This is a genomic window from Nocardia asiatica NBRC 100129 (genome assembly GCF_000308415.1).
Classification (GTDB): Bacteria; Actinomycetota; Actinomycetes; order Mycobacteriales; family Mycobacteriaceae; genus Nocardia; species Nocardia asiatica.
In genome coordinates this window covers 1-18,451 of the sequence record NZ_BAFS01000431.1, presented here as the reverse complement: position 1 = coordinate 18,451, position 18,451 = coordinate 1, and the positions used below count along the sequence as shown (strand labels likewise).

The window sequence follows — 18,451 nt, the reverse complement described above, 5'->3', positions numbered from 1 at the left end:
CCGAGGCGGTGTTCGGTGGTGGTGTGGGGTGTGGTGTTGGGTGGGAATTGGTGCCAGATGCGGCCGTCGAGGTGGCGTCCGGCGGTTTTTTTGCCGACGCGGTGCATGAGTGCGTGGTTGTGGTTGTCGAGGCCGGTGAAGGCGTCGAATGGTTTGCTCGTGCCGGTGTGCGGGTCGACCCAGCGGTGCCGGTGGGGGTGTTTCCATTCGTCGCCGAGTGGCCAGGTTGTCGGTTGGTGGGGTGCCCAGTCGCCCCATTGTTTGAAGTGTTGCGGGACGCCGGCGGCGGCGGTTTGGTCGCGGACGGCGCGGATCCAGTCCGGGTGCATGGGGCGGGCTTTGGTGCCGCCGGTTTCCCCGCCGTAGATGACCCAGTCCAGGTAGGGTCCGCCTCTGGTGTGGCCGGGGCTGGGCAGCCAGGGGGTGAGGTCGAGGGGGCCGAGGAGGGGTTCGGCGGAGATGAAGCGGCGCGCGGCGGGGGTGTCCAGCAGTTGCGGGATCCGGTTGCGGGCCCATTTCTGGTTTTCGGTGCTGACACCGAGCCACAGGTTCGGGATCGGCCAGTAGTCGCCGGTGACGTCGCCGGGGTGGATGTGCTCGGGGTCGGCGGCCGCGGCGGCGGCGATCATGTCCCGGAACTGGGGGGAGTTCAGCAGGGTCCGCATCCGGGCGGGGCGTTTGGTGGGCAGGATGAAGGTGTGGCGGGGCGCGGCGGCCATCATCGAGAACGCTGCCGCGATCAGTTCGGTGGGCACGTCGTCGTGGAAGGTGTCGCCGGTGGAGTTGACGAACCATCGGGTGGGGGCTTTGGTGCGCAACGGTTCCCGCAGCCGGTGCCGATACAGTTGCACGGGCAGGGAGTCACCGATGTCGGGGCCGCTGAACTTGCGGCCGGCGAACAGCATCGGCATGGTGCGGGAGATGTAGCAGTTGAGGCAGCCTTCGGATATGCGTTCGCAGCCGTCGGCGAAGTTCAAGTTCTTGCCCTCGCTGCCGTCGTCGTTGCGGGTCCATTCGACTTTCGTCATCACACACCCCCGGCCTGGGTGGGGATGGTGTGGTGGTGGTTGTTGGGGGGCATGGGGTTTCGCTTTCGGGGGTTGGTCCGGGCCTGCGGTGTGTTGGGGTGGGCTGGGGTGGGAAGGGCAGGGGGTTTGGCTGGTTTCAGCGGTCTCGGGTGTTGCGGGTGCGGCTGCGGGTGGGGGTGTGGCGTCGGCGCCGTTCGCGTTCGGCGGCGCGTTCGGCGGCTCGTTCGGCTCGGGCGCGGTTTCGTTCGCGGTCGGCGGCGAGTTTGGCGGCGATGGCTTTGTTGATGTCGTTGACCGCGGCAGCGTGTTCTGCGGGGTCTTCGGGGCCGCGGCCTTGCATGAATTCCTGCGCGAGGCGGAGCGCGGTTTCGTAGTTCTGTTTGATCAGCTTGTAGTCGTCGGGGGTGTTGGGGGTGGTCATGGGTGGAGGTGGCTTTCTCGTAGCGGGGGTTGGAGGGTGGGCAGTGTGCGGTGGTCGATGTCGTAGCCGCCGTAGGGGGAGCGGGTGGGGACGGCGCGGTGGCCGGGGCCGGTGCGCAGGGTGGTGACGGGCCATCCGGGTGGCCGGTGGCCGAGTTGGGTGGTGACGGTCGCGGTCCAGGCGCGGCGGGCGTGGGGTGTGTCGCTGTCGGGGCGGGCGGGTACGGGTGGGTCGTGGCGCCAGCCGGGGCAGGCGTGGTCGAGGGCGTCGATGACGGCGGTTTCCCGGCTGAGGCGGGTGGGGCCTTCCCAGGGGCAGCCGCTGCAGGCGCCGCGGTAGACCAGCGCGCCGACGCAGTGGCATCCGGTGTGGCAGGTGCAGCGCAGGTCGGCGGTGAGCACGGTGGCTTGGCAGTGGGTGGTGGGCTGGTCGGGGTCGGTGTAGTCCACGTGCCAGGCGCGGGCGCGGTAGACGCAGCCGAAGCGGCCGTGACGGTCGATCCAGGCGGTGTATTCGTCGAGGCGGGCTTGCAGGCCGCGGGTGGTGCTGGCGTACAAGCGCGGCACGGCGACGCCGGGGGTGTTGTGGGTGTTGTCGGCGACATCGGCGTCGTGGGTGTTGTGGTCGATGTCTGGGCGGGCCGGTTGGTCGAAGAGGGCGAGCTGGTCCATCAGCATGCTGTCCCGGTGGTGGGTCCGCGGCCGGTGGCGGGGTTGTGGGTCGGGCCGGGGGGTTCGGGGTGCAGGGGCAGGTGGGGGTGCAGCGTGGTGGGCAGCCGGTCGCGGGCGAGGGCGGCGAACACGGTGTGGGCGTAGGTTTTTCCGCTGCTGTGGGGGTAGCTGTCGAGGTCTTCCAGGGACATGGTCAGCCGTTGGACCGCGTCGCGGGCCCGGTAGGTGGCGGCTTGCAGGCGGTCGGGGTGGTGGAGGTTGCCGAGGATGTCGAGCAACGCTGTCGCGAGCATCGTGAGGTCGTCTGCCGCCAGGAGGGGCAGGTCGCGGGCGTCGCCGGGCTGATCGGTTGCCGCGATCCGATTCCGCGGTGTCTCATCGGGTTCCGCCGGTTGCGGCGGGGGTATGGTCATGGTGGTCACCACCGCACGTGCAGGGCGTAGTTGCCGGCGGCGAGCAGGCCGCGGGCGTGCAGGTCGTTGACGACGTCCTCGAGGCAGGGGTAGTACTCGCGTTCCCAGTGCGTTTCCGCTTGCCAGGGGTAGGTGTAGTCGCCGATCGGTGTTGCCGCCCACTCGGCCAGCGGTATCCCCGGCCAGTCGTGTTCCAGCGCGGGAACGGTGATCTTGACGATGGTGTTCTGCGGCAGGCCGTCGCCCTGCTGCTGGAGCCGGTAGGGCCGCGCGTGCAGGTGGGAGACCAGCGCGCTGAATGTGTTCTCGTCGATCAAGGTGACCGTCGGCCCGGTCAACGGTTGGGGCTGGGCGGGTGTGTGGTTGTCGCGGGTCACCGGTCCTCCTGTCCGGGTGTGGTGTGCGCCGGGGCGATCGCGGTGTCCGCGCGGGCGAGGTTGTCGGTGGCGAGGTCGGCGGCGGCGACGGCGGGTGGTAGGGGGATGGCGTGGTTCAGGAGGGTGGCTTCGAGTTGCTGGATGCGGTGGTCGCGGGTGGTGATCTCGTCGCGCAGTTCGATGATCTCCAGGTCGCTGTTGTTCAGGAACAGGGTCAGTTGCGCGTGTTGGGCCAGCAGCAGGGGGATCGCGGCGAGGTCGGCGAGGTCGTGGTCGAGGTCGCGTCGGGTGTCGTGGTAGGCGCGCCAGACGCCCTCGAGGGGTTCGGTCTGCCGGCGGGCGATCTCGGCGGGGTCGGGGGTGGCCAGGGCGGTCAGCGCGGTGCGGCGGTCGTGCTCGGGCAGGTGGGTGAGGCCGGTGATCATGTCGGTGAGCAGGGTGCGGGCGCGGCGGGTGTAGTCGCGGCGGTCGCCGTCGCGGTCGTCGAAATGCGTGCTGCTGGTGTCGGCGTCGATGACGTGGCTGAGCGCGGACATCCGCCGGTAGCGGCGGACGGCGTCGGCGACGGTGGTTTTGTGGTGGCGGGGTTTGCGCCCGTTTCCACCGGCGGGGTGGACGGGAGGACGAGAAGCGGTGGAAGGGGTGGTCGGATGCATGAGCTGGTCTTCCTGTGCGGGGTGGATGGTGGGCGCACACACCGGGGCTGGGGCGCGCGTGTGCGGCTGGTCAGTGCTGGTGGCGCCAGGGTGGTGTGGCGGTGGTGTGCAGGGTGAGGGTGGTGGCGGTGGGGACCTGGAGGGTGATCGCGGGGGCGGCGGGGTTGTCGGGGTCGCTGGTCAGGCGGGTGGGGTAGGTCCAGGCGGGGTCGGCGTGCACGACACCCAATGCCCATCCGCTGCCGTGGCCGCGGAAGGGTGGGGTGTCGAACGCGGCGGTGATCCACAGCCGCGCCCCGCCGGGGGCGGTGACGAGCACGGTGATCGGGCCCGCGGCGTCGAACTCGTCATCGATGTATCCGCTGACTTCGAGCAGGTCATCGGAGCCACCGGCGAACACCAGCGGATGCAAGGTCTCCTCTCCGGCGGCGGTGGCGGCGCTCGGCTCGTGTTCGGTGTCGTTGCTCGGCTCGCGGATGATGTTGTGGCTCATGGTGTTGGGTGGTCCTGCTCGTGGTGGTGGGCGCGTGGCTGCGGTGGGTGGCTGGTCGTGCGCATGGCCAGGCAGACGCGGAACCGTTCGTCGGTGACCGCGGCGGCGGCTGTGGGTGGGGTGTCGGGGTCGAGGCCGTGGTTGATGGCGAGCACGAAACCGTTGGGCTCGACGTGTCCGCAGGCGGGGCAGCGCCAGCCGGTGCGGACTGTTCGTGCCGGGGTGCCGTCGGTGCCGGCGCTGGGGGTGATCCAGTCCGCGCGCTGGAACCGTGCCGCCCACGCCTCGCGTCGGGCGGCGGCGTCGGGCGGCGATCTCCTCGGGGGTGTCGAACAACCCCAGCTGCTGGGTGGGGTCATCGCGGCGGCCGCAGGGCGGCGAGTTCGGCGGCCAGTTCGCTGTCGGTGAGATGCGCTGCACCGGTGCGGCGTTCGTGGTTGAGGGCGGCGACCAGGTGGGCGGCTTGGCGGTGGCTGCGCAGCTGGGTGTCGGTGAGCGCCGGGTCGAATGCGATCTCGGCGGGGGTTTCGATGCTGTCGAGCAGTTGGGTCGTCTCCTGTGTGGGGATGCCGTGGTCCTGGTATGCCTGTTCGAGGTAGCGCCAGGTGTCGGCGTCGAGCGCGCGCCCACCGGTCCAGGTCTGTTCGAGGTGGGTGGCGCGGGCGAGCAGTTTCTGCACCAGTTTCTGGTCGCCGGGGTGGCGGGTGGCGGTGGCGCGCAGCCGGGCGGCGCGCGTGAAGTCCACTCGCAGCATCTGCTCGTTGATGCTGTCGGTGTCGCGGTAGAACTCGGGTTGGGTGTCTGGATGCGGCGCCACGACCTCGGCATCGGGGGTGGTGGTGTCGGGAATGTTGGGCGGCATGGGTTTTCGTCTCCTGTGTCAGAGAGAGGGCGGGGCGCGGGGAGGCGCTGCGATGCCCCCCTGGAGGGCGGGTACGGGGTGATGGCCTGGTTAGGTGCGGCCGTAGCGGGTGGAGTAGAAGCCGCCCTCGTCGCTGTCGGTGGGGAATCCCCACTGGTCCAGCACGGCGCGGTCCTCGGCGGTGAAAGCCTGGTCGTCGGCGCACACGCGCAGCATGTAGTCGGCGAAATACAGGGGGAATTCGGGGTTGGTGGGGTGGCGGGCCAGCAGGGTGAGCGCGGCGATGAGATCGCGCCACGCCTGCGGCATGTCGTCGCAGGCGTGGGTGGCGGCCGCGCGCTGCTCGTGGCCGGGATCCGGGTCGGCGGCCGGCGGATCCTGCACGGCCGGATCAGCCGCGGGCAGCGCGGGCAGTGCGCCCAGCAGGCTCAAGGGCTGACCGGCGGCGTGCTGGTGTGCCCAGTCGTGCAGCCAGGAACTGAACTCATCAGCGTGTTCCCACGCGCGCACGAGGTGGGTGGCGGCGCGGTCGGCGATCTCGGGGGCTTCGCGGCGCAGGACCTCGAGCAGGTACACCAGGGTGTAGGAGGCGGTCTGCTCGTGGCACAGCCCGCCCAGCAGATGCGAGGAGACTCGGCGGCCCAGCTCCGGATCCAGCCGTGACACCGCGGCGGCGAGGGTTTCCCGGGCGGTCAGCCGGTCGTCGTCGCGCAGCCGGGTGGTGAGCTGGTGGCCGATCAACCCGCGCGCGGGTTCGCTGGCATCGCCTGCCCACTGCGGCCATGCCGTGGTGTTCACCGGGTCGGCCGGGTCGTCGAGCAGTTGCCGGTAGACGGTGCGCAGCCGGGCGTGGACGTCCTTGTCGGCGAGGTCGGTGACCTGGCTCCAGTCGATGCCGGGCAGGTTTTCCAGCGCGCGGGCGTAGCGGCGCATGTCGATGAACGGTTCGTGGCTCACAACCGGGCGCCCGGTCGGCACATGGATCAGGGTGAGGCCGTTGTCGGCGAAGACGATCTCGACCTCGCCGGTGTCGCTGCGGCGCGCGGTCAGGGTGGGGGTGAGCGCGAAGTGCGCGCTGACCTGGTCGCCGGTCAGGGTGATCGTCAGCGGGTCGCGGTCCGGGTGGGGGATGGTGAGTGTGACGGGAATCAGGGTCATCGGGGGTTCCTCTCTTTCCCACCGCATGCGGCGGGCGGGCGGCCGGTCCGGTTGTGCGCTACGGCGCGGTGGTCACCGGGCCGGGTGGGTTGTGGCGCAGTCGCTGAGGACGGTGCGCAGCCGGTCGCGGATGTCGTCGTCGAGATCGGTGACCTGGCTCCAGTCGATGTCGGGCAGCGCTTCGAGGGCGTGGGCGTAGCGGCGGATGTCGACGCGGGTGGTGTGGCCCAGCAGCTGCCGCCCGGTCGGGATGTGGGTGAGGGTCGGTGCGCTGTCGGCGAGGCAGAACTCGGTCTCGCCGTCGGGGCGGCGGTGGGCGGTGATAGCGGGGGTGAGCGCGAAGTGCGCGCTCACCTGCTCGGCGGTGACCTGGCGGGTGAACGGTTCGCGGTCTCGGCGGGGGATGGTGAGGGTGATGTCGGTCAGGCCCATCAGGGGGTTTCTTTCTCTCGCGCCCACCCGCGCCGCGCGCGCCCGGGCGGCCGGGGCGCGCGGGCGCGCAGGGGTGGGGTCAGTCGTGTTGTACGGCGCCGATCGCGGCGGCGCGGTCCAGGGCGGTGAGCAGCTGCAGGAGGTCGGCGAGGGTGGCCAGCCGGGTGGGGCCGGGGATGTCGTCGCGCAGCGGGGGATCTTCGCTGATGGTGGGGATGAGGGTGTCGGCCAGATGGGTGTGCAGGGGCCGGTGCGGGGTGATCCGGTACAGCCGCCGCCGCGCCGGGTCGGCTGGAGAGGCAACGTCGATGGTGTAGGTGGGGGCGCAGGCGTAGCTGTAGACGTGGCGGTCGAAGGCGAAACGCCCCGGGACGGTGGCGGTGATGGTGAACTGCGGCTCGGCCCAGATCCCGAGCGCATCACCGTCGAGGTCGATTTCGGTGCCGAAGTCGGTTCCGTCGCGCAGGTCGAATGCGGCGCCGAAGCGCCCGCCCGGCAGCAATGTATCGATGCGGGTGAGGATCTGGTGGTGGGCGTCGGCCACGTCCGGATTCGCGCGCCAGACGCGCAGGTCGTGCAGCCACAGCGCGGCCAGCAGCGACGCGGCCACCCCCAGCGCGGCCGCCGCGGTCGTGGTGAGACCGCACACGATGAGGATCGGTATCGCGATCCAGGTCAGGGCCACGGCCGCCACGGTGGCGTCGAGGGCGGGGGATGAGCCGGTGAGGTGGTCGCAAAGGTTGCCTCGGAGAGGGATTCGCATGGGCGGGGGTCCTGTTCTTGCAGAGCGGGTGCGGGCGGCGGGGTTGTTCGGTGTTCACCGGCGGCCGGGGGGTGGCCGGCGCGCCGGTGAGGCGGGAGTCAGAACGGGGGTTCGTCGTCGAGCGGGCGCGGCCGCAAGGGTGTGGTGTCGTAGCGGGTGAATTCGCCGATCCGGGCGCGTTCGAGGTGGGCGGTGCAGCCCAGATCCAGCGCCTGCCCCAACTGGTGCCGCGCTGCGCGGGAGTCGGTGATGCGGCCGCAGACCTGCGGGGCGATGTAGTACTCCCGGTAGTCGCCGTCGTCGCCGTTGCCGACGGTGCGCAGCCACGGCTGCATGGCGTTCTCGTCGGGCAGCCACGCGGGCGCTTCGGGGGTGCCGACGAGCTGCCACACCTGGGGGTCCTGCGCGGTGAACGGTTTCCCGTCGGGGGTGGGGTAGTGGTCCACGACGAGCCGGTGGATGTAGCCGTTGGGCGAAGCCGCGGCCGCGGCCGCGGGGCGGGTGTCGCTGTTGTGATCAATGTTCGGGACTCCTTGTCCGAGAGCGCGTTTCGATGCGATTCGAGAGGTCTAGAACGGGGGGTCGTCGTAGCGCGGTGGGCCGCCCCGGAGGGGGCGGATGGTGGTGTCACGCAAGGGGGTGGTGTCGTGGCGGGTGAATTCGCCGATCCGGGCGCGTTCGAGGTGGGCGGTGCAGCCCAGATCCAGCGCCCACCCCAGCCACCGCCGTGCGGTGCGGCAGCGGGTGAACCGGCCGGAGAAGTCGGGGGCGGTGTAGTAGGCCTCGCCGTCGTGCTCGGCGCTGGTGCGCAGCCACGGCCGCATGGCCTGCTCGCCGGGCAGCCACACCGGCGCGTCGGGGGTGCCGACGAGGCCCCACACGTCGGGGTTCTGCGCGGTGAACGGCCGCCGGTCCAGAGTGGGGTAGCTGTCCACCACGACCCGGTAGACGTAGCCGTTGCGGGTGCGGGCGGGCTGCCGGCCCGGCGGCGGGGTCAGGACTGCGGCGGCGGTGGTGGTGAGGGTGTAGTGGTGGCGCAGGAGTTCGTGCAGTACGTGCCGGACGGTGTCGGTCGCGGAGATCTCGTTGGCGTCGGTGAATGCCGCGAGGGGGATGGTGCGGCTGGCCAGGCGCAGACCGGAGGCTGTGTCGACGGTGAGCAGCAGCTCGCCCGCATCGCCGACGGGCCACACCACGATTTCGTTGCGCAGCTTCCCGATCAGGCGCCCGTGCAGAGCGGTGAGGGCGGCGTGCAGGACCGCCTTCACGTCGTCACGGTCGGTCACCGTGAAGAGGAATGTGTCGAGAACGTCGGCGAGTTCGGTGTCTGTCACCGTGAGGGGTGCGCAGAGATCGGAAGGCATGGAAGTCCTTGTCTGGGGTGAGGTCAGCAATCGGAGGGTCCGACCGGTCAGGGGGCGCAATCTCGACCGGTCGCGCCGGTCGCGCCGGTCGCGGCGGGGTCGTCGGTGTCGCGCAGCGGGGAGCCGGTGATACCTGCGGCGGTGAGCAGTCCGGTCAGCTGCTGCGACAGCTGCGGGTACCAGTGGCGGTGACGGTGCGCGGCGCGGGTGAGGTAGACGCCGACCTGTGTGGTGTCGCCGAGCAGCGCCAGCCGGGCGAGGGCGGCCATTTCGGTGGTCAGCGTCTCGGTGGCGGTGGGTGGTTTGACCGGCCCCCAGGTGATCGTCAGCCACAGCCGTGCGGGTTTGCCGGGCTGGACCTGTTCCAGGATCGGGGTGGGTTTGTCCATGTATTGGGGCTGGTCGTCGGCCACCATGCCGTAGCCGACCAGCGCCGGGACTTGGTGGATCTTGCCGCGCTTCCTCACGATCCGGGCCTCACGTCCCTTGGTGAAGGCGTCGTAGATCGGTTTGCCCGCGCCGAGGAGGTTGTCGGCGTCGCGGCCGCGGACGGTGGCGGGCTGGTAATGCATCTGGACGCGCACGAACCCGACATTCTTCGGCAGCTCGGCTTGCCGCAGCAGCGTGACGACATCACCGCGAATGTCGGCGACCTTGATGCCCTTCGCGATCGCCGCGCCCTTGCTGGCGCCGCGATCGTTGAGATTGGGCAGCTGATCGGGGGTGAACGGCAGCTCGATGATCGCGTGGCCGCTGGTGGCGTAGTCGCTGGGTTTGCCGGTGGCGGCGATCATTTCAGGACTCCTTCGGCGCGCAGGGTGGCTACGACCGCTTCGGGGTCGAACCGCAGGATCGGCGGTGGTCCGGCGAGTGCTTTCGCGGTCGTCGCGCACAACGGTCCAGCGGCGGTGACCGACCGGCACAGCGACGGCACGCTCCACCCGGTCAACTGGGCCAGGGCCTGTGTCTGCGCCCAGCTCGGATACAACTGGCCGAGTTCCCACCGGTCGACGGCCGGTTCTGCTGCACCGCAGGCGATGTCGACTCCCGGGCCGTGGCGGTCACCGAGAGCGAGGGTGATCAGGTAGGGGATCAGCTGCCCGGCCGCCCACATCCGGTGGCCCATCTTCTCGGCGTGTGCGGCGTCCAAGCGCCGCTTCCCAGCGCGGCGGCGGCGCTCACGGATCTCGCCGGGGCTCAACCGCACTCCGGCCCGACCCCATCGGCCGGTCATGCCAGCACCGCCGGGCGGATTTCCCCGACCCACAGCGACTGCGGCGGTGTCCGCAGTGTGGAGGTGGTGATCTCGGTGAGGTCGGCGTGAGCCTCCTCGAGCATCGTGCGCAGCAGCGTCGGAGTGGCCAGGGTGTGACTCGTACTCCCGGCGGGCTGCGTGGTGGTGGTGCCGTCGTCGGTGCGGTGCGGGCCGACCACGACATACCAGCGCGGCTGCCCGTCCCCGGGGGCGGGCGTAGTGGTGCGGCGCAGCTCGCCGAGGAAGAACTCCACCGGCCCGGTGAGGTTCTCGCCCAGGTGCTCGCCCAGGTGCTCGCGCAGCCGCTCGAGTCGGGCGCGGCCGGTGAACGGGTCGTCGAACACGGCGTCGTCGACGGCTTCGGCGCTGTGGTTGCCACGGCCGCGGGCGCAGGCGACCCACTCGAGCGGGTCGGTGGGATCGGTCGCGGTGACCGGATCGCCGTCGATGGCGTTACGAAGTGGGGTGAGTATCAACGGGATTCACCTTCCGGGGATGTGGGGCGGCTGGCATCACCGCGTCGGTGAGCGGTGAGCAAGGGACGGTTCACTGCCAGGTCCAGGCGAGGTGCCAGCCGGGAGCGTCGGCGGGCAGGGGCAGCTCGAGCAGACGGGTGAACTCGGCGAGCTGGGCACCCCATTCCTCCCTGATGACCAGCGGCGTCAGGGGAATGCCGGGAGTGTCGTAGCCGGTTTCTTGGACCGAGGCGCGCACGCACACCGCCCAGAACGGGGCGTCGTGAATGAGGCGGCCGTAGGTGCACAGCTCCACCGGCGAAGCTTTCAGCAGCTCGTCACGGCGGGCTTGGTTGTTCACGAACGCCTGGTAGGCGGCGCTTTGCTCATGCTCTGCCAGGCTCACCGACGCAGGCCGCGCCGGCGGCGGCATGTACTGCCAGCCGAGGGCGGTGAGAAGCCGGAATTCCCAGCGCGCGTGAGGATCCCAGTAGCCGTCGCCGAGCCACCAGCGCGGCCCGTTGTGTTCGAGGGTGTCGGCCAGGTCGAAGCCGTAGTACAGCGTCGCGGCGATGTAGCTCACGGGAAGCCCTTTCTGATCGGCGGTGTCCGTCACGTCGACGGCGGCCGGTGGCGGCGGGGGGATCGGCGATGGCCTGGTATCGGCGTAGCAGCGCGCGGGCGCGGTGTGGCCGGGAGGAACACAGCCGGTGTGGATCGACGCGGGAGGTGCCCGCGCATCGGGTGCTGCGGCGCGCGGGCGGTGCGGGTCAGGCGTGGCCGAGCCGGTGGTGCACGGCGTCGATCTCGGTGTTGATCGCGCGCTCGGTGACGATGTCGCCGCGGACGAAAGCGACGAGGCGCGGCAGCGCGAGACTCGCCAGCTTCACATACAGCGCGATCCGGCGAGTGAGGGTGGGCTTGTGGGCCATGACGGTCTCCTCAGCGAAGTGGAGGGGCGGGGGTCGGTCAGTCAGTCCGGGACGTCGAAGACCCGCATGTCGGACGCCCGCGTCACGTTGATCAGTTCGAGCAGGCGCGCGTTCGGGATCTTGGGCAGGGCGCGGCGACCGTCCGCGAAGACTTCCGGCAGGTTCTTTGCGGTCGAGAGGAATTCACGGTCGCCGCCGATGAGGGCGGTGCCCTCCTCGGCGGCTTCGCAGTCCACGGTGTAGCCGTGCTTCTCGCCGTGCTCGTGCAGGGCTTCGATGTCCCATTTCGACACGTCGTAGCGGCCGATCGAAAACCAGTAGAGCGGTTCGGTGCTCACGTGATGGCTCCCTTCGGTAGGGGAGTGGAGGCTGGCCGAGGGTGACCCGGCCAGGGGGCAGACGATCCCGTGCTCGAGCGTTCGAGCGCGGAACATGTTGCGGACACAGGCTTTCCTTCCGAGGCCATTGACGGTCGCGACGGGCTCGGGGCGGGGGTTGGGGACGGGCGGCGGTTGCCGCCTTGGAAGGAGCCGCCCCAAGCCCGATGTCATGATAGCATCATATCATGCAATCGTGAGGATGGTGCCGGTACGGTATCCACACCACGTGAGCACCACGAAATCCCCGCACGGAGCCCGGACAAGGGAATCCTGTTGCCGCACAACCGCTCTCCATCCCGTCCTCATGCCCACGCGCGGCGCACGCCGCCGCCGAGCCATGAAGGGGGTGAGCGAGATTCCGGTGAACGGCAAGCCCCCTCTCGCCGGATTCGTGTTACCCCGCTCCCGGAGATGAAGGTTTGAAATGACCACAGCAGCATCCCCGTTCGGCATCTACGTCCTCGAGGACGACGAGAAGCCCTACATGCAGATCACTTTCGGTCGTAACGAGGACGGGGTGGTGAACATCGACATGCACACGGCCCCGATCACCCGGCACGAGCCGGTCCGGGTCACACTGAACGGTGCCTGCGTCGCCGAAGGCAACCTTCCTGCGCCCTCGAAGGCCTGCGAGTGCCCCGACTCCGCGGAGTCCCTGATCGGCGAAGTGCACGTCCGGCACACCGAGGGCTGCATCGGCGGCGAACCCCGCCGGTACCTGTGGCTGTCCGACGGGGAGATGCGCCTGGGCACCCTCGCCGACTACGGCCGCTGGTGGAAAGAGAGTGTCTACCAGGGCACTGCTGGCTACGACGGCGCAGGCGAGCTGCGCACCTGGACCGACAGGGGTTTCGACACCTACCACGTGAGCGCGGAAACGCTGGGCAGCGACGAGGATTGGTCGCGACACCGGCTGTCGGTCGACGGCGACGCCGAATGGGTGATCGTCCACCTCGACGCCCGCGCGTAACGGTGAACGCCCGCCGCGACGTCGGCCCAGCAAGAGCCGAGCCGACGTCGGCGGCGGGCGGACCTCACGCCCCCTGGTTGAACGGAGTGATCGTGCCCGAACCCCTCCCGGAACTCGAGCCGACTGTGGAAGCGGTCCGGTATGCGGTGTCGTGCCTGCCGATCGACCACCCCCAGCATCGACACTTCACCGTGTACGTGGAGTGGCGCGGCAACGGTAGGTGGGCGGTGACCGACGGGGCCGGATGCTTCACCCTCGACGGCGAGCACTCCTACGAGTCGATCCCCTCCACGCGCAGCCAGCAGTGGCTCGCTCGCCACCGTTTCGACCTGCCGACCGCGCTGGCGCTGGCCAAGCGGCTTGCCCCGGGGCTCACCGCGGGCGGGGTCGGCGTCGCTGCCGCGCGCGCCAGATGACCGGCCACCCGGTGGCTCGTGGCCGGGCGCCCGTCCGCTGCCGCGCATCCGCGGATCAGTGCTCCCGCCGGTTTCCAGCTGCCGGCCATCACCACCAACTAGCCCCCCGGCTCACCCAGCCCCGACCCCGACCGGGGAGTCGGGCTTGCGGGAGCAGACCCACCCCTACCCCATACCCCCTATCACAGGAGAGACCGTGACTCCCCCGACCCTCACCGCCGACAGCCTCCGGGTCACCGGCGCCTACGCCGGAATGCGGCCCACCTGGGCATCATCCGCGGCCACCAGGTGCGCTACCTGGTGCAGGTCGACTCGTCGTACCCGTCCCAGTCGCGCTTCAGCGTCGAGGTCTTCTCGCCCGCGACCCTTTCGTGGAACGAGCTGTGGAGGCTCGACCCCTGCGATTTCTACGCGCAGACCGCCGGCCCCCCGCAGGAAGCCGGGCTCGACCCCAGCAGCCCGCTCATCACCACTGCGCGCCACGACGACCTCGATCGCATCGCGCAGAGCTGGCAGAAGGTCGTCGACGCCCTGCACGCCCGCGCCGAGGAAATCCTCAGCAAGCTCTGACCGGCCACCCCGCGGGGGCGATTTTCGGCTCCCCGGTCATAGGCCGGCGCGGCAATCGCTTTCGGAGATCAGAGTCAGGAGTGAGGCTATGAGCGAATTCGATGAGAATGTGCAAGCCCTGGTTGATGCCTATGACGATGTATGCGAAAGACTGATCGAGCTGGGGGAACCGGAGACAGCGAAGGTGGTGCGGATACTCAAGCGCGGTTTCGTGTCCCAGTTGCGGCACGCAACGCAACTGGGTGAAGTCAGCGCAGAGTTCCGGGCAATCGCGAAAAAGTCGCTCAACGCGGCGGAAAGTGCGCTGCGAGCAGAGCGCTGAGAATCCCCGCCCGACGCCGTGACCCCGCCCCTCCCGACATTCGCGTCCGGTCGCAGCGGCGCTGTCCCCCTGCTGATCAGGGGATCCTCCGACATTCCTCCATCGGCGGGCAACCCACGACGACCGATCGCTCCCCGCCGCGGTCGCGGCTGGATGTAGCGTGCGCTCGAGATCGAGTGAGAACTTCTCGTCCCCGACTACCGGGGTGATCCAAGAACGGACGAACCATATGCCTTTCCCGCGTGACAACGCGCACAACCCGCCCCAGTTGGGCGCAGCCGCGCGAGCACGCCTGCGTGACGTGCACCGCAGGATGCAATCCCTGCCCAATGGGGAACAGCTGCATAATGGCGGGCGCGCGCTGGCCGACTTCCTGCGTGGCGTGTTGCCGGATCTCGATGATGCGACGATCGGGCGCGTCACACTGGAGGTCGGCGTCTTTGTCGGCGTGTTCGCTGCCAGGAGCGACGACGATCCGAGATTGACGCAAGTCGGCAACCAGATCGTGGCGGCTGGCCTGGGCCTGACTGCGGCCGAATGGGACGAGTCACTGCCGTAGTCGCGTGATGACCCGGGGGCGCACCGCGGAGACCGGCATATTTGCGCGGCCCGGCGCATGGCCCAAAGTGCGCGCTCCGGAGCGCGTATCCAGGGCGAGCAGAGTAAGGAGCGGCGCTGATCATGGGGATCCTCCGGCATCTACCGCTGGCGACGGTACGCTCGGCGGTATGGCTGGAAAGAAGACGTCGGTGTCGTTCGACGAGGAAACCGCGGACATCCTCGCGCGCCGCGCGCAGGAGGAAGGGCTGGGTCCCTCGGCCTACCTCGCGCAGCTGGTCCATCGTGACGATCTTCGCCGCCGTATCGCCGCCGACAGCGCCGCGCTGAACAACGCCGGCTACACCCCTGACCGGGCGACCACGCTGACCGCGGGCCTCATCGCGCAGCGGCGCGCGGCCAGCTGATATGGCGGTTCCTCGATTCGGCGAGGTCTGGCACGCCCCGTCGGGATCGGTGCTGCCCGGCGGCATGTTGTGCCTGATCGTCAGCTCGGATGACTACAACCGCATCCGCCGCCAGTACATCATCGTCGAGGTGGTCTCCGACCCGCTGTCGGGCGACGCGATCATCTGCGAGCTCGGCCCGGTCGGTGCCGCTCTCACCGGCGCACCGTTCACCGTCGGCCCGGCCTGGTTCGCCGGGGTCGAGGAGTCGGTCGCGGTCCTCGACGCCGCGACCGCGCGCCGAGCCGCCGACCAGATCCGCGCCATCCTCGGCCCCTGACACGACACCCAAGCCCAGCCCGCTTCGTCACGACCGGGGCTTTGCGGGTGTTTTCGGCTACCGGCCGCGGCCGACGCCTGGGGCGCTGCTGGCGATGCGGCCACCTGGGGCGGGTGGCCGGATCAGTCTCGCGGGTCGGGGATCGAGGTGTCGGCTGTCGTCATGCCCTGGGCGGGGGCGAGGTCGCTGGCCCGGTAGTGGTAGGGATACCTGCCGGGTGCCTGCCCGCCGGCGATGACGAGCACCAGGTTGGGGTCACCGTCCACATCCACCTCGAGCACTTGGAATGTCGAGACGGGGGAGACCCGAACCTGCACCAGATCGCCCACCTGAAAAGCCACGACCCGAGGATATCGGAGGTTCATACGGCCCCCGACCTGTGTGCCTGCTGGCGGATGCCCTCACCGGCCGCGGCCACCTCTGCGCAGTTGTGGCACAGCAGCCGCCCCGTGGCCGGGTCCTGCGTCCACTCGCAGTTCTCGACCGCGTCCACGATCGCTTCCTGGGGTGTGGGGAACGGGGCGGGAATCGGCGTACCGGCGTCGCCGGACGGTTCGCCGCAGGCGTCGCATTCGACCCAATGGCCGTGTCGGAGTGTCATGGTCGTTCACGCTCCGGTTGCGGGGGTGTGCGGGGTGGAAGCATCCGGGGGTGTGCAGGCTGGGGCGGTGAGGGTGGTCGCCGAGCTGGTGGTCAGCAGGTCCAGGGCGTGGCGGGCCTGGCAGGCAGGGCAGCAGGTGTCGGGGGGTTGCCCGTTGGAGCGGGCGCGGCTGCCGGGAGTGGTCTCATTGCTGCGGCGGCAGGGTTCGCGGGCGCTGGCCAGCAACGCATCCAGCACTGTCAGCACGGTCGCTGGATGCAAGACCGCGCAGTACTGGCCGGTTATCCCGCCGAGCATTCCCTCGATGCAGCCGGCCCAGTTGCCGGATCCGTCCCATGGCCAGTCGGGCTCGTAGGTTTCGGCTTCGACGCGTTCGGCGAGTTCGCGCAGTGCGGTGATCCGCTGCTGGAATGTCCCCACCCATCGGCCGCAGTCCACGCAGCGTGGCGGTTCCCCCTCCCGCCACCGGTGTCCCTCGCTGCTGATCATCTTCTGTTGCCGCCGTACGGGCTCGGCGGCGACGCTTTGTTCGTCGGGATCATTCATGGGTTCGTCCTCGAAGCTGTTGTGCTGAAAGATTTTTCGGTCGCGCCGCGCTGCGGTGCGAGGCGGCGTTGCGTGTGTGGGGTGCTGGTGTGTGGGCTGCTGGCTGTGGGCGGGGGTATCCGCGTATCAGAACGGTGGCTGGTGGTCTGCGAACGCGGGGGACCGCCGTGCGGGTGAGTGGGGCAGGGCCCGATCCAGCCAGGCCGGGATCGTGATCTGGGCCAGTGGCAGTGCGCAGCGCGGGCACTGCCACGGCTCCGGATCGCCGCTGTCGGTGCAGACGGTCCACCAGCCGCCTTCACCGTGGCATTCGGGGCAGTGCGGGCACGCCGCCGTATACAGCGACCACACCACTGCTGCCCTCGGCCACGGCCGCAGCCAGCGCGACACCCGCCACGGCCGATGTGCGTGGCGCAGGCCGGTGCGTGAGTCGAGCGCCGAGCAGGCGGCGCCCGCGGCGCAGGCGGCACTGGTGAGCAGCGCGGCGCGTGCGCGGCGGGTCAGCCGCGCGGTTGCTGTCCTGCGCGGTGATCCGGTGGCACCAGCGCGGCGGCGCGCTGGTAGCCGACCGTCGGCGGGGGCGCTGCTGGAGCGGGGCAGGGTTGCGCTGATGTGCGAAAGCATCTGTTGTCCTGGAGTGATTCGGCCAGACGAGACGGGCGCCGGTGGCGGGGTTCAGGATTCGCCGCCGGTGTCGGTGTCGTCGGTGGTGGCGTAGGTGGCGGCCGAGAGGAGGGCGTGGGCGAGGTCGCGGGCGCCGCGGCGGCCCAGCGCGTGCCAGTCCGAGCCGAAGCCGTTGAATTCGAGGCTGGTCGTCAGGTGGACCCCGCCCTCGCAGGTCAATACCCGCAGGCCCTTGTGGTCGTACCAGCACTGCACTCGCTCGCGACCGTGCGTTTCGGCCCACAGCGGGGTGCGGGAGACAGCCGCCAGGGCTGCCTCACCGGCCAGTTCTTCCAGCTCGGCGCGCAGCATGCGGATCGCGGCGGCGGGGTTGCGCAGAGCCCGGACGTTGGAGGAGGCGTCGCGGTCGGGCATGATTCACCAGCTCTCGGAACAACGGCGTAGGCGGCGGGTGCGCGGCGGGGGTGCTCGCCGCCGGGTTACTGCGGGGTGGGCAGGCCGGGGTGGGCGGCGAGGACGCGGCTGATGGCATCGGCCAGGTGCCGGCGGGTGTCGCGCTGCAGCTGGGCTATCAGTTCGGGGTCCGTGGCCGCGGTGGCGGCCAGCAGCGGCAGTTGGGGCAGCATCTCGTCGAAGGCGTCGCGGCCGGCGGCGGCGCTGGCGACGGCCTGGGTGAGATCACCGGCGTCGAGGTGGCCGAGCAGGTCGAGGACCGCGTGGGTCGCAAACCCGATCTCGGCGGCGGCCTGCTCGACGGCGGGGTGGGCGCGGCGGGTGATGGTGGCGGTCTCGGCGATGGTGGCGGTGAGAGACATGAGAGATTTCCGTTCGGTTCGATAGCGGTGCAACAGCGCGAAAAATGGTGCAGGACAGACTGTTACGAGGGGTGGACGGGTCCTGCTCGGGGTCGGTCGGTGGGCGGATCCGGTGGGTGGTCAACTGCTGGGGCGGGGTGCGGGTTCCACCGCGGTCATCGCGACCGCGCCGGGTGCGGGACGGTCGCGCCAGGACCATTGCGACGCCGCCGGTGTCGTGGTCGGGGCGGGGGTCGGTGGCCCACGGGCGGGTGATCGCGGCACGCAGCTCGGCCAGCGAGCAGTACCGGCGCAGCTGGTCGAGCTCGCCGCGGGCGCGGGCTTCGGCCAGGACCGCGGCCAGCACGCGGCGGGGGTCGGGGTGGTGGCCCCACAGCGTCCACGCCCATCGTCGTGGTGGCCGAGGACCCGCAGCCCGTAGCGGGGAGCGCTCCAGTCGGCGCGGGCGTAGAGGCCGGTCGGGTCGGTGAGCAGCGGCGTGGTGCCCATCGCGAGGGTGGCTTTGGAGTGGCTGCCGACCGGTTCGAGGTGTTCGGGCCAGGGACCTGCGGCGCAGTCGGCGCACACGGCTGCCACCCCGCCACCACCATGGTGGTGGCGGGGTGGCAGCGCACCGCACAGGCAGCGCGCGGCGGCGCCGCGG

At 70.4% G+C, this 18,451-nt stretch carries 33 protein-coding genes and 1 pseudogene; 7 read left to right on the top strand and 27 right to left on the bottom strand.

Translation table 11 applies throughout. The annotated features are described in order from the left end of the window. From ON27_RS32415 to ON27_RS32325, 20 genes are all read right to left on the bottom strand, one after another. Positions 1-1,028: DUF5131 family protein (locus ON27_RS32415; protein WP_051047225.1), on the bottom strand; the 1,028-nt coding region annotated here is incomplete at its 3' end. Positions 1,029-1,164: 136 nt separating this feature from the next. Beyond that, on the bottom strand, positions 1,165-1,449 hold the full coding sequence (locus ON27_RS32410) for a hypothetical protein (protein ID WP_043736192.1): 285 nt from the start codon (positions 1,447-1,449) through the stop codon (positions 1,165-1,167). Further along, entirely contained in the window at positions 1,446-2,126 is a 681-nt protein-coding gene (locus tag ON27_RS32405; RefSeq protein ID WP_043736191.1) for a DUF6349 family protein, read from the bottom strand. The genes ON27_RS32410 and ON27_RS32405 overlap by 4 nt, the downstream gene beginning before the upstream one ends. After that, positions 2,120-2,533: a hypothetical protein gene (locus ON27_RS32400; protein WP_157227551.1), complete on the bottom strand. Its 414-nt coding sequence runs from the start codon at positions 2,531-2,533 to the stop codon at positions 2,120-2,122. The genes ON27_RS32405 and ON27_RS32400 overlap by 7 nt, the downstream gene beginning before the upstream one ends. A 5-nt stretch (positions 2,534-2,538) precedes the next feature. Further along, positions 2,539-2,910: a hypothetical protein gene (locus ON27_RS32395; protein WP_043736189.1), complete on the bottom strand. Its 372-nt coding sequence runs from the start codon at positions 2,908-2,910 to the stop codon at positions 2,539-2,541. Further along, positions 2,907-3,566 (bottom strand): hypothetical protein, encoded by a 660-nt coding sequence (locus tag ON27_RS32390; RefSeq protein ID WP_157227549.1) that lies wholly within the window; start codon positions 3,564-3,566, stop codon positions 2,907-2,909. Before ON27_RS32390 ends, ON27_RS32395 begins: the two co-directional genes overlap by 4 nt. Before the next feature lie 70 nt (positions 3,567-3,636). After that, a complete protein-coding gene (locus ON27_RS32385) occupies positions 3,637-4,059 on the bottom strand; it encodes a hypothetical protein (RefSeq protein ID WP_043736186.1) in 423 nt (140 codons plus the stop codon). Beyond that, on the bottom strand, positions 4,056-4,418 hold the full coding sequence (locus ON27_RS32380; RefSeq protein ID WP_043736184.1) for a hypothetical protein: 363 nt from the start codon (positions 4,416-4,418) through the stop codon (positions 4,056-4,058). Before ON27_RS32380 ends, ON27_RS32385 begins: the two co-directional genes overlap by 4 nt. Beyond that, on the bottom strand, positions 4,415-4,921 hold the full coding sequence (locus ON27_RS32375) for a hypothetical protein (protein ID WP_043736182.1): 507 nt from the start codon (positions 4,919-4,921) through the stop codon (positions 4,415-4,417). The genes ON27_RS32380 and ON27_RS32375 overlap by 4 nt, the downstream gene beginning before the upstream one ends. 90 nt (positions 4,922-5,011) lie before the next feature. Beyond that, positions 5,012-6,079, bottom strand: a complete 1,068-nt coding sequence (locus ON27_RS32370) for an FUSC family protein (RefSeq protein WP_043736181.1) — start codon at positions 6,077-6,079, stop codon at positions 5,012-5,014. 72 nt (positions 6,080-6,151) lie between these two features. After that, entirely contained in the window at positions 6,152-6,511 is a 360-nt protein-coding gene (locus ON27_RS32365; protein ID WP_043736179.1) for a hypothetical protein, read from the bottom strand. 79 nt (positions 6,512-6,590) lie between these two features. Beyond that, entirely contained in the window at positions 6,591-7,274 is a 684-nt protein-coding gene (locus tag ON27_RS32360) for a hypothetical protein (RefSeq protein WP_157227547.1), read from the bottom strand. A gap of 98 nt (positions 7,275-7,372) precedes the next feature. Next, the gene (locus ON27_RS32355) at positions 7,373-7,720 is read right to left on the bottom strand and encodes a hypothetical protein (RefSeq protein ID WP_043736175.1); all 348 of its coding nucleotides are present in this window, start codon (positions 7,718-7,720) and stop codon (positions 7,373-7,375) included. Positions 7,721-7,843: 123 nt separating this feature from the next. After that, positions 7,844-8,638: a hypothetical protein gene (locus tag ON27_RS32350; RefSeq protein ID WP_043736173.1), complete on the bottom strand. Its 795-nt coding sequence runs from the start codon at positions 8,636-8,638 to the stop codon at positions 7,844-7,846. Positions 8,639-8,685: 47 nt separating this feature from the next. Then, the gene (locus tag ON27_RS44200) at positions 8,686-9,432 is read right to left on the bottom strand and encodes a hypothetical protein (protein ID WP_051047224.1); all 747 of its coding nucleotides are present in this window, start codon (positions 9,430-9,432) and stop codon (positions 8,686-8,688) included. Next, entirely contained in the window at positions 9,429-9,872 is a 444-nt protein-coding gene (locus ON27_RS32340; protein ID WP_043736172.1) for a hypothetical protein, read from the bottom strand. Before ON27_RS32340 ends, ON27_RS44200 begins: the two co-directional genes overlap by 4 nt. Beyond that, positions 9,869-10,369 carry a hypothetical protein gene (locus tag ON27_RS32335; RefSeq protein WP_043736170.1) on the bottom strand — a complete coding sequence of 167 codons (501 nt, stop codon included), beginning with the start codon at positions 10,367-10,369 and terminating at the stop codon, positions 9,869-9,871. The genes ON27_RS32340 and ON27_RS32335 overlap by 4 nt, the downstream gene beginning before the upstream one ends. Positions 10,370-10,439: 70 nt before the next feature. Next, positions 10,440-10,931, bottom strand: a complete 492-nt coding sequence (locus ON27_RS32330) for a hypothetical protein (protein WP_157227546.1) — start codon at positions 10,929-10,931, stop codon at positions 10,440-10,442. Positions 10,932-11,118: 187 nt separating this feature from the next. Continuing rightward, entirely contained in the window at positions 11,119-11,280 is a 162-nt protein-coding gene (locus ON27_RS43440; RefSeq protein WP_157227544.1) for a hypothetical protein, read from the bottom strand. Between the two features lie 41 nt (positions 11,281-11,321). After that, positions 11,322-11,618 (bottom strand): hypothetical protein, encoded by a 297-nt coding sequence (locus ON27_RS32325; RefSeq protein ID WP_043736166.1) that lies wholly within the window; start codon positions 11,616-11,618, stop codon positions 11,322-11,324. A 466-nt stretch (positions 11,619-12,084) separates the two neighbouring features. Between ON27_RS32325 and ON27_RS32320 the strand changes: the two genes are divergently transcribed. From ON27_RS32320 to ON27_RS32290, 7 genes are all read left to right on the top strand, one after another. Then, the gene (locus ON27_RS32320; RefSeq protein WP_043736164.1) at positions 12,085-12,630 is read left to right on the top strand and encodes a hypothetical protein; all 546 of its coding nucleotides are present in this window, start codon (positions 12,085-12,087) and stop codon (positions 12,628-12,630) included. A 92-nt stretch (positions 12,631-12,722) separates the two neighbouring features. Beyond that, on the top strand, positions 12,723-13,046 hold the full coding sequence (locus ON27_RS32315) for a hypothetical protein (RefSeq protein WP_157227542.1): 324 nt from the start codon (positions 12,723-12,725) through the stop codon (positions 13,044-13,046). 288 nt (positions 13,047-13,334) lie between these two features. Continuing rightward, positions 13,335-13,616, top strand: a complete 282-nt coding sequence (locus tag ON27_RS32310) for a hypothetical protein (protein WP_043736160.1) — start codon at positions 13,335-13,337, stop codon at positions 13,614-13,616. Between the two features lie 88 nt (positions 13,617-13,704). Beyond that, a complete protein-coding gene (locus tag ON27_RS32305) occupies positions 13,705-13,938 on the top strand; it encodes a hypothetical protein (protein WP_043736158.1) in 234 nt (77 codons plus the stop codon). 205 nt (positions 13,939-14,143) lie between these two features. Continuing rightward, positions 14,144-14,497 (top strand): hypothetical protein, encoded by a 354-nt coding sequence (locus ON27_RS32300; protein WP_043736157.1) that lies wholly within the window; start codon positions 14,144-14,146, stop codon positions 14,495-14,497. Between the two features lie 169 nt (positions 14,498-14,666). Beyond that, entirely contained in the window at positions 14,667-14,903 is a 237-nt protein-coding gene (locus ON27_RS32295) for a hypothetical protein (protein WP_043736155.1), read from the top strand. Position 14,904: 1 nt separating this feature from the next. After that, entirely contained in the window at positions 14,905-15,222 is a 318-nt protein-coding gene (locus ON27_RS32290; RefSeq protein ID WP_043736153.1) for a hypothetical protein, read from the top strand. Positions 15,223-15,344: 122 nt separating this feature from the next. On the opposite strand, the gene ON27_RS32285 is transcribed toward ON27_RS32290, so the two are convergent. From ON27_RS32285 to ON27_RS43435, 7 genes and pseudogenes are all read right to left on the bottom strand, one after another. After that, positions 15,345-15,563 carry a hypothetical protein gene (locus ON27_RS32285; protein ID WP_157227540.1) on the bottom strand — a complete coding sequence of 73 codons (219 nt, stop codon included), beginning with the start codon at positions 15,561-15,563 and terminating at the stop codon, positions 15,345-15,347. Between the two features lie 20 nt (positions 15,564-15,583). After that, the gene (locus ON27_RS32280; protein WP_043736150.1) at positions 15,584-15,823 is read right to left on the bottom strand and encodes a hypothetical protein; all 240 of its coding nucleotides are present in this window, start codon (positions 15,821-15,823) and stop codon (positions 15,584-15,586) included. A gap of 6 nt (positions 15,824-15,829) precedes the next feature. Beyond that, entirely contained in the window at positions 15,830-16,369 is a 540-nt protein-coding gene (locus ON27_RS32275) for a hypothetical protein (RefSeq protein WP_043736148.1), read from the bottom strand. Positions 16,370-16,495: 126 nt separating this feature from the next. Then, positions 16,496-16,993 carry a hypothetical protein gene (locus tag ON27_RS32270; protein WP_043736146.1) on the bottom strand — a complete coding sequence of 166 codons (498 nt, stop codon included), beginning with the start codon at positions 16,991-16,993 and terminating at the stop codon, positions 16,496-16,498. A 51-nt stretch (positions 16,994-17,044) separates the two neighbouring features. Further along, the gene (locus ON27_RS32265; RefSeq protein WP_043736144.1) at positions 17,045-17,407 is read right to left on the bottom strand and encodes a hypothetical protein; all 363 of its coding nucleotides are present in this window, start codon (positions 17,405-17,407) and stop codon (positions 17,045-17,047) included. Between the two features lie 65 nt (positions 17,408-17,472). Beyond that, positions 17,473-17,808, bottom strand: a complete 336-nt coding sequence (locus ON27_RS32260; RefSeq protein ID WP_043736142.1) for a hypothetical protein — start codon at positions 17,806-17,808, stop codon at positions 17,473-17,475. 120 nt (positions 17,809-17,928) lie between these two features. Further along, positions 17,929-18,451 (bottom strand): annotated as a pseudogene (locus tag ON27_RS43435) (hypothetical protein); the annotation flags it as partial.

What these genes read in the sequence shown, in the direction of transcription:
- ON27_RS32350 (WP_043736173.1), bottom strand. Translation starts at nt 8,638, where the DNA reads ATGCCTTCCGATCTCTGCGCACCCCTCACGGTGACAGACACCGAACTC.
- ON27_RS32375 (WP_043736182.1), bottom strand. Translation starts at nt 4,921, where the DNA reads ATGCCGCCCAACATTCCCGACACCACCACCCCCGATGCCGAGGTCGTG.
- ON27_RS32380 (WP_043736184.1), bottom strand. Translation starts at nt 4,418, where the DNA reads ATGACCCCACCCAGCAGCTGGGGTTGTTCGACACCCCCGAGGAGATCG.
- ON27_RS32260 (WP_043736142.1), bottom strand. Translation starts at nt 17,808, where the DNA reads ATGTCTCTCACCGCCACCATCGCCGAGACCGCCACCATCACCCGCCGC.
- ON27_RS32390 (WP_157227549.1), bottom strand. Translation starts at nt 3,566, where the DNA reads ATGCATCCGACCACCCCTTCCACCGCTTCTCGTCCTCCCGTCCACCCC.
- ON27_RS32265 (WP_043736144.1), bottom strand. Translation starts at nt 17,407, where the DNA reads ATGCCCGACCGCGACGCCTCCTCCAACGTCCGGGCTCTGCGCAACCCC.
- ON27_RS32270 (WP_043736146.1), bottom strand. Translation starts at nt 16,993, where the DNA reads ATGCTTTCGCACATCAGCGCAACCCTGCCCCGCTCCAGCAGCGCCCCC.
- ON27_RS44200 (WP_051047224.1), bottom strand. Translation starts at nt 9,432, where the DNA reads ATGATCGCCGCCACCGGCAAACCCAGCGACTACGCCACCAGCGGCCAC.
- ON27_RS32320 (WP_043736164.1), top strand. Translation starts at nt 12,085, where the DNA reads ATGACCACAGCAGCATCCCCGTTCGGCATCTACGTCCTCGAGGACGAC.
- ON27_RS32340 (WP_043736172.1), bottom strand. Translation starts at nt 9,872, where the DNA reads ATGACCGGCCGATGGGGTCGGGCCGGAGTGCGGTTGAGCCCCGGCGAG.
- ON27_RS32410 (WP_043736192.1), bottom strand. Translation starts at nt 1,449, where the DNA reads ATGACCACCCCCAACACCCCCGACGACTACAAGCTGATCAAACAGAAC.
- ON27_RS32360 (WP_157227547.1), bottom strand. Translation starts at nt 7,274, where the DNA reads ATGCGAATCCCTCTCCGAGGCAACCTTTGCGACCACCTCACCGGCTCA.
- ON27_RS43440 (WP_157227544.1), bottom strand. Translation starts at nt 11,280, where the DNA reads ATGGCCCACAAGCCCACCCTCACTCGCCGGATCGCGCTGTATGTGAAG.
- ON27_RS32280 (WP_043736150.1), bottom strand. Translation starts at nt 15,823, where the DNA reads ATGACACTCCGACACGGCCATTGGGTCGAATGCGACGCCTGCGGCGAA.
- ON27_RS32365 (WP_043736179.1), bottom strand. Translation starts at nt 6,511, where the DNA reads ATGGGCCTGACCGACATCACCCTCACCATCCCCCGCCGAGACCGCGAA.
- ON27_RS32305 (WP_043736158.1), top strand. Translation starts at nt 13,705, where the DNA reads ATGAGCGAATTCGATGAGAATGTGCAAGCCCTGGTTGATGCCTATGAC.
- ON27_RS32290 (WP_043736153.1), top strand. Translation starts at nt 14,905, where the DNA reads ATGGCGGTTCCTCGATTCGGCGAGGTCTGGCACGCCCCGTCGGGATCG.
- ON27_RS32405 (WP_043736191.1), bottom strand. Translation starts at nt 2,126, where the DNA reads ATGCTGATGGACCAGCTCGCCCTCTTCGACCAACCGGCCCGCCCAGAC.
- ON27_RS32295 (WP_043736155.1), top strand. Translation starts at nt 14,667, where the DNA reads ATGGCTGGAAAGAAGACGTCGGTGTCGTTCGACGAGGAAACCGCGGAC.
- ON27_RS32385 (WP_043736186.1), bottom strand. Translation starts at nt 4,059, where the DNA reads ATGAGCCACAACATCATCCGCGAGCCGAGCAACGACACCGAACACGAG.
- ON27_RS32400 (WP_157227551.1), bottom strand. Translation starts at nt 2,533, where the DNA reads ATGACCATACCCCCGCCGCAACCGGCGGAACCCGATGAGACACCGCGG.
- ON27_RS32275 (WP_043736148.1), bottom strand. Translation starts at nt 16,369, where the DNA reads ATGAATGATCCCGACGAACAAAGCGTCGCCGCCGAGCCCGTACGGCGG.
- ON27_RS32370 (WP_043736181.1), bottom strand. Translation starts at nt 6,079, where the DNA reads ATGACCCTGATTCCCGTCACACTCACCATCCCCCACCCGGACCGCGAC.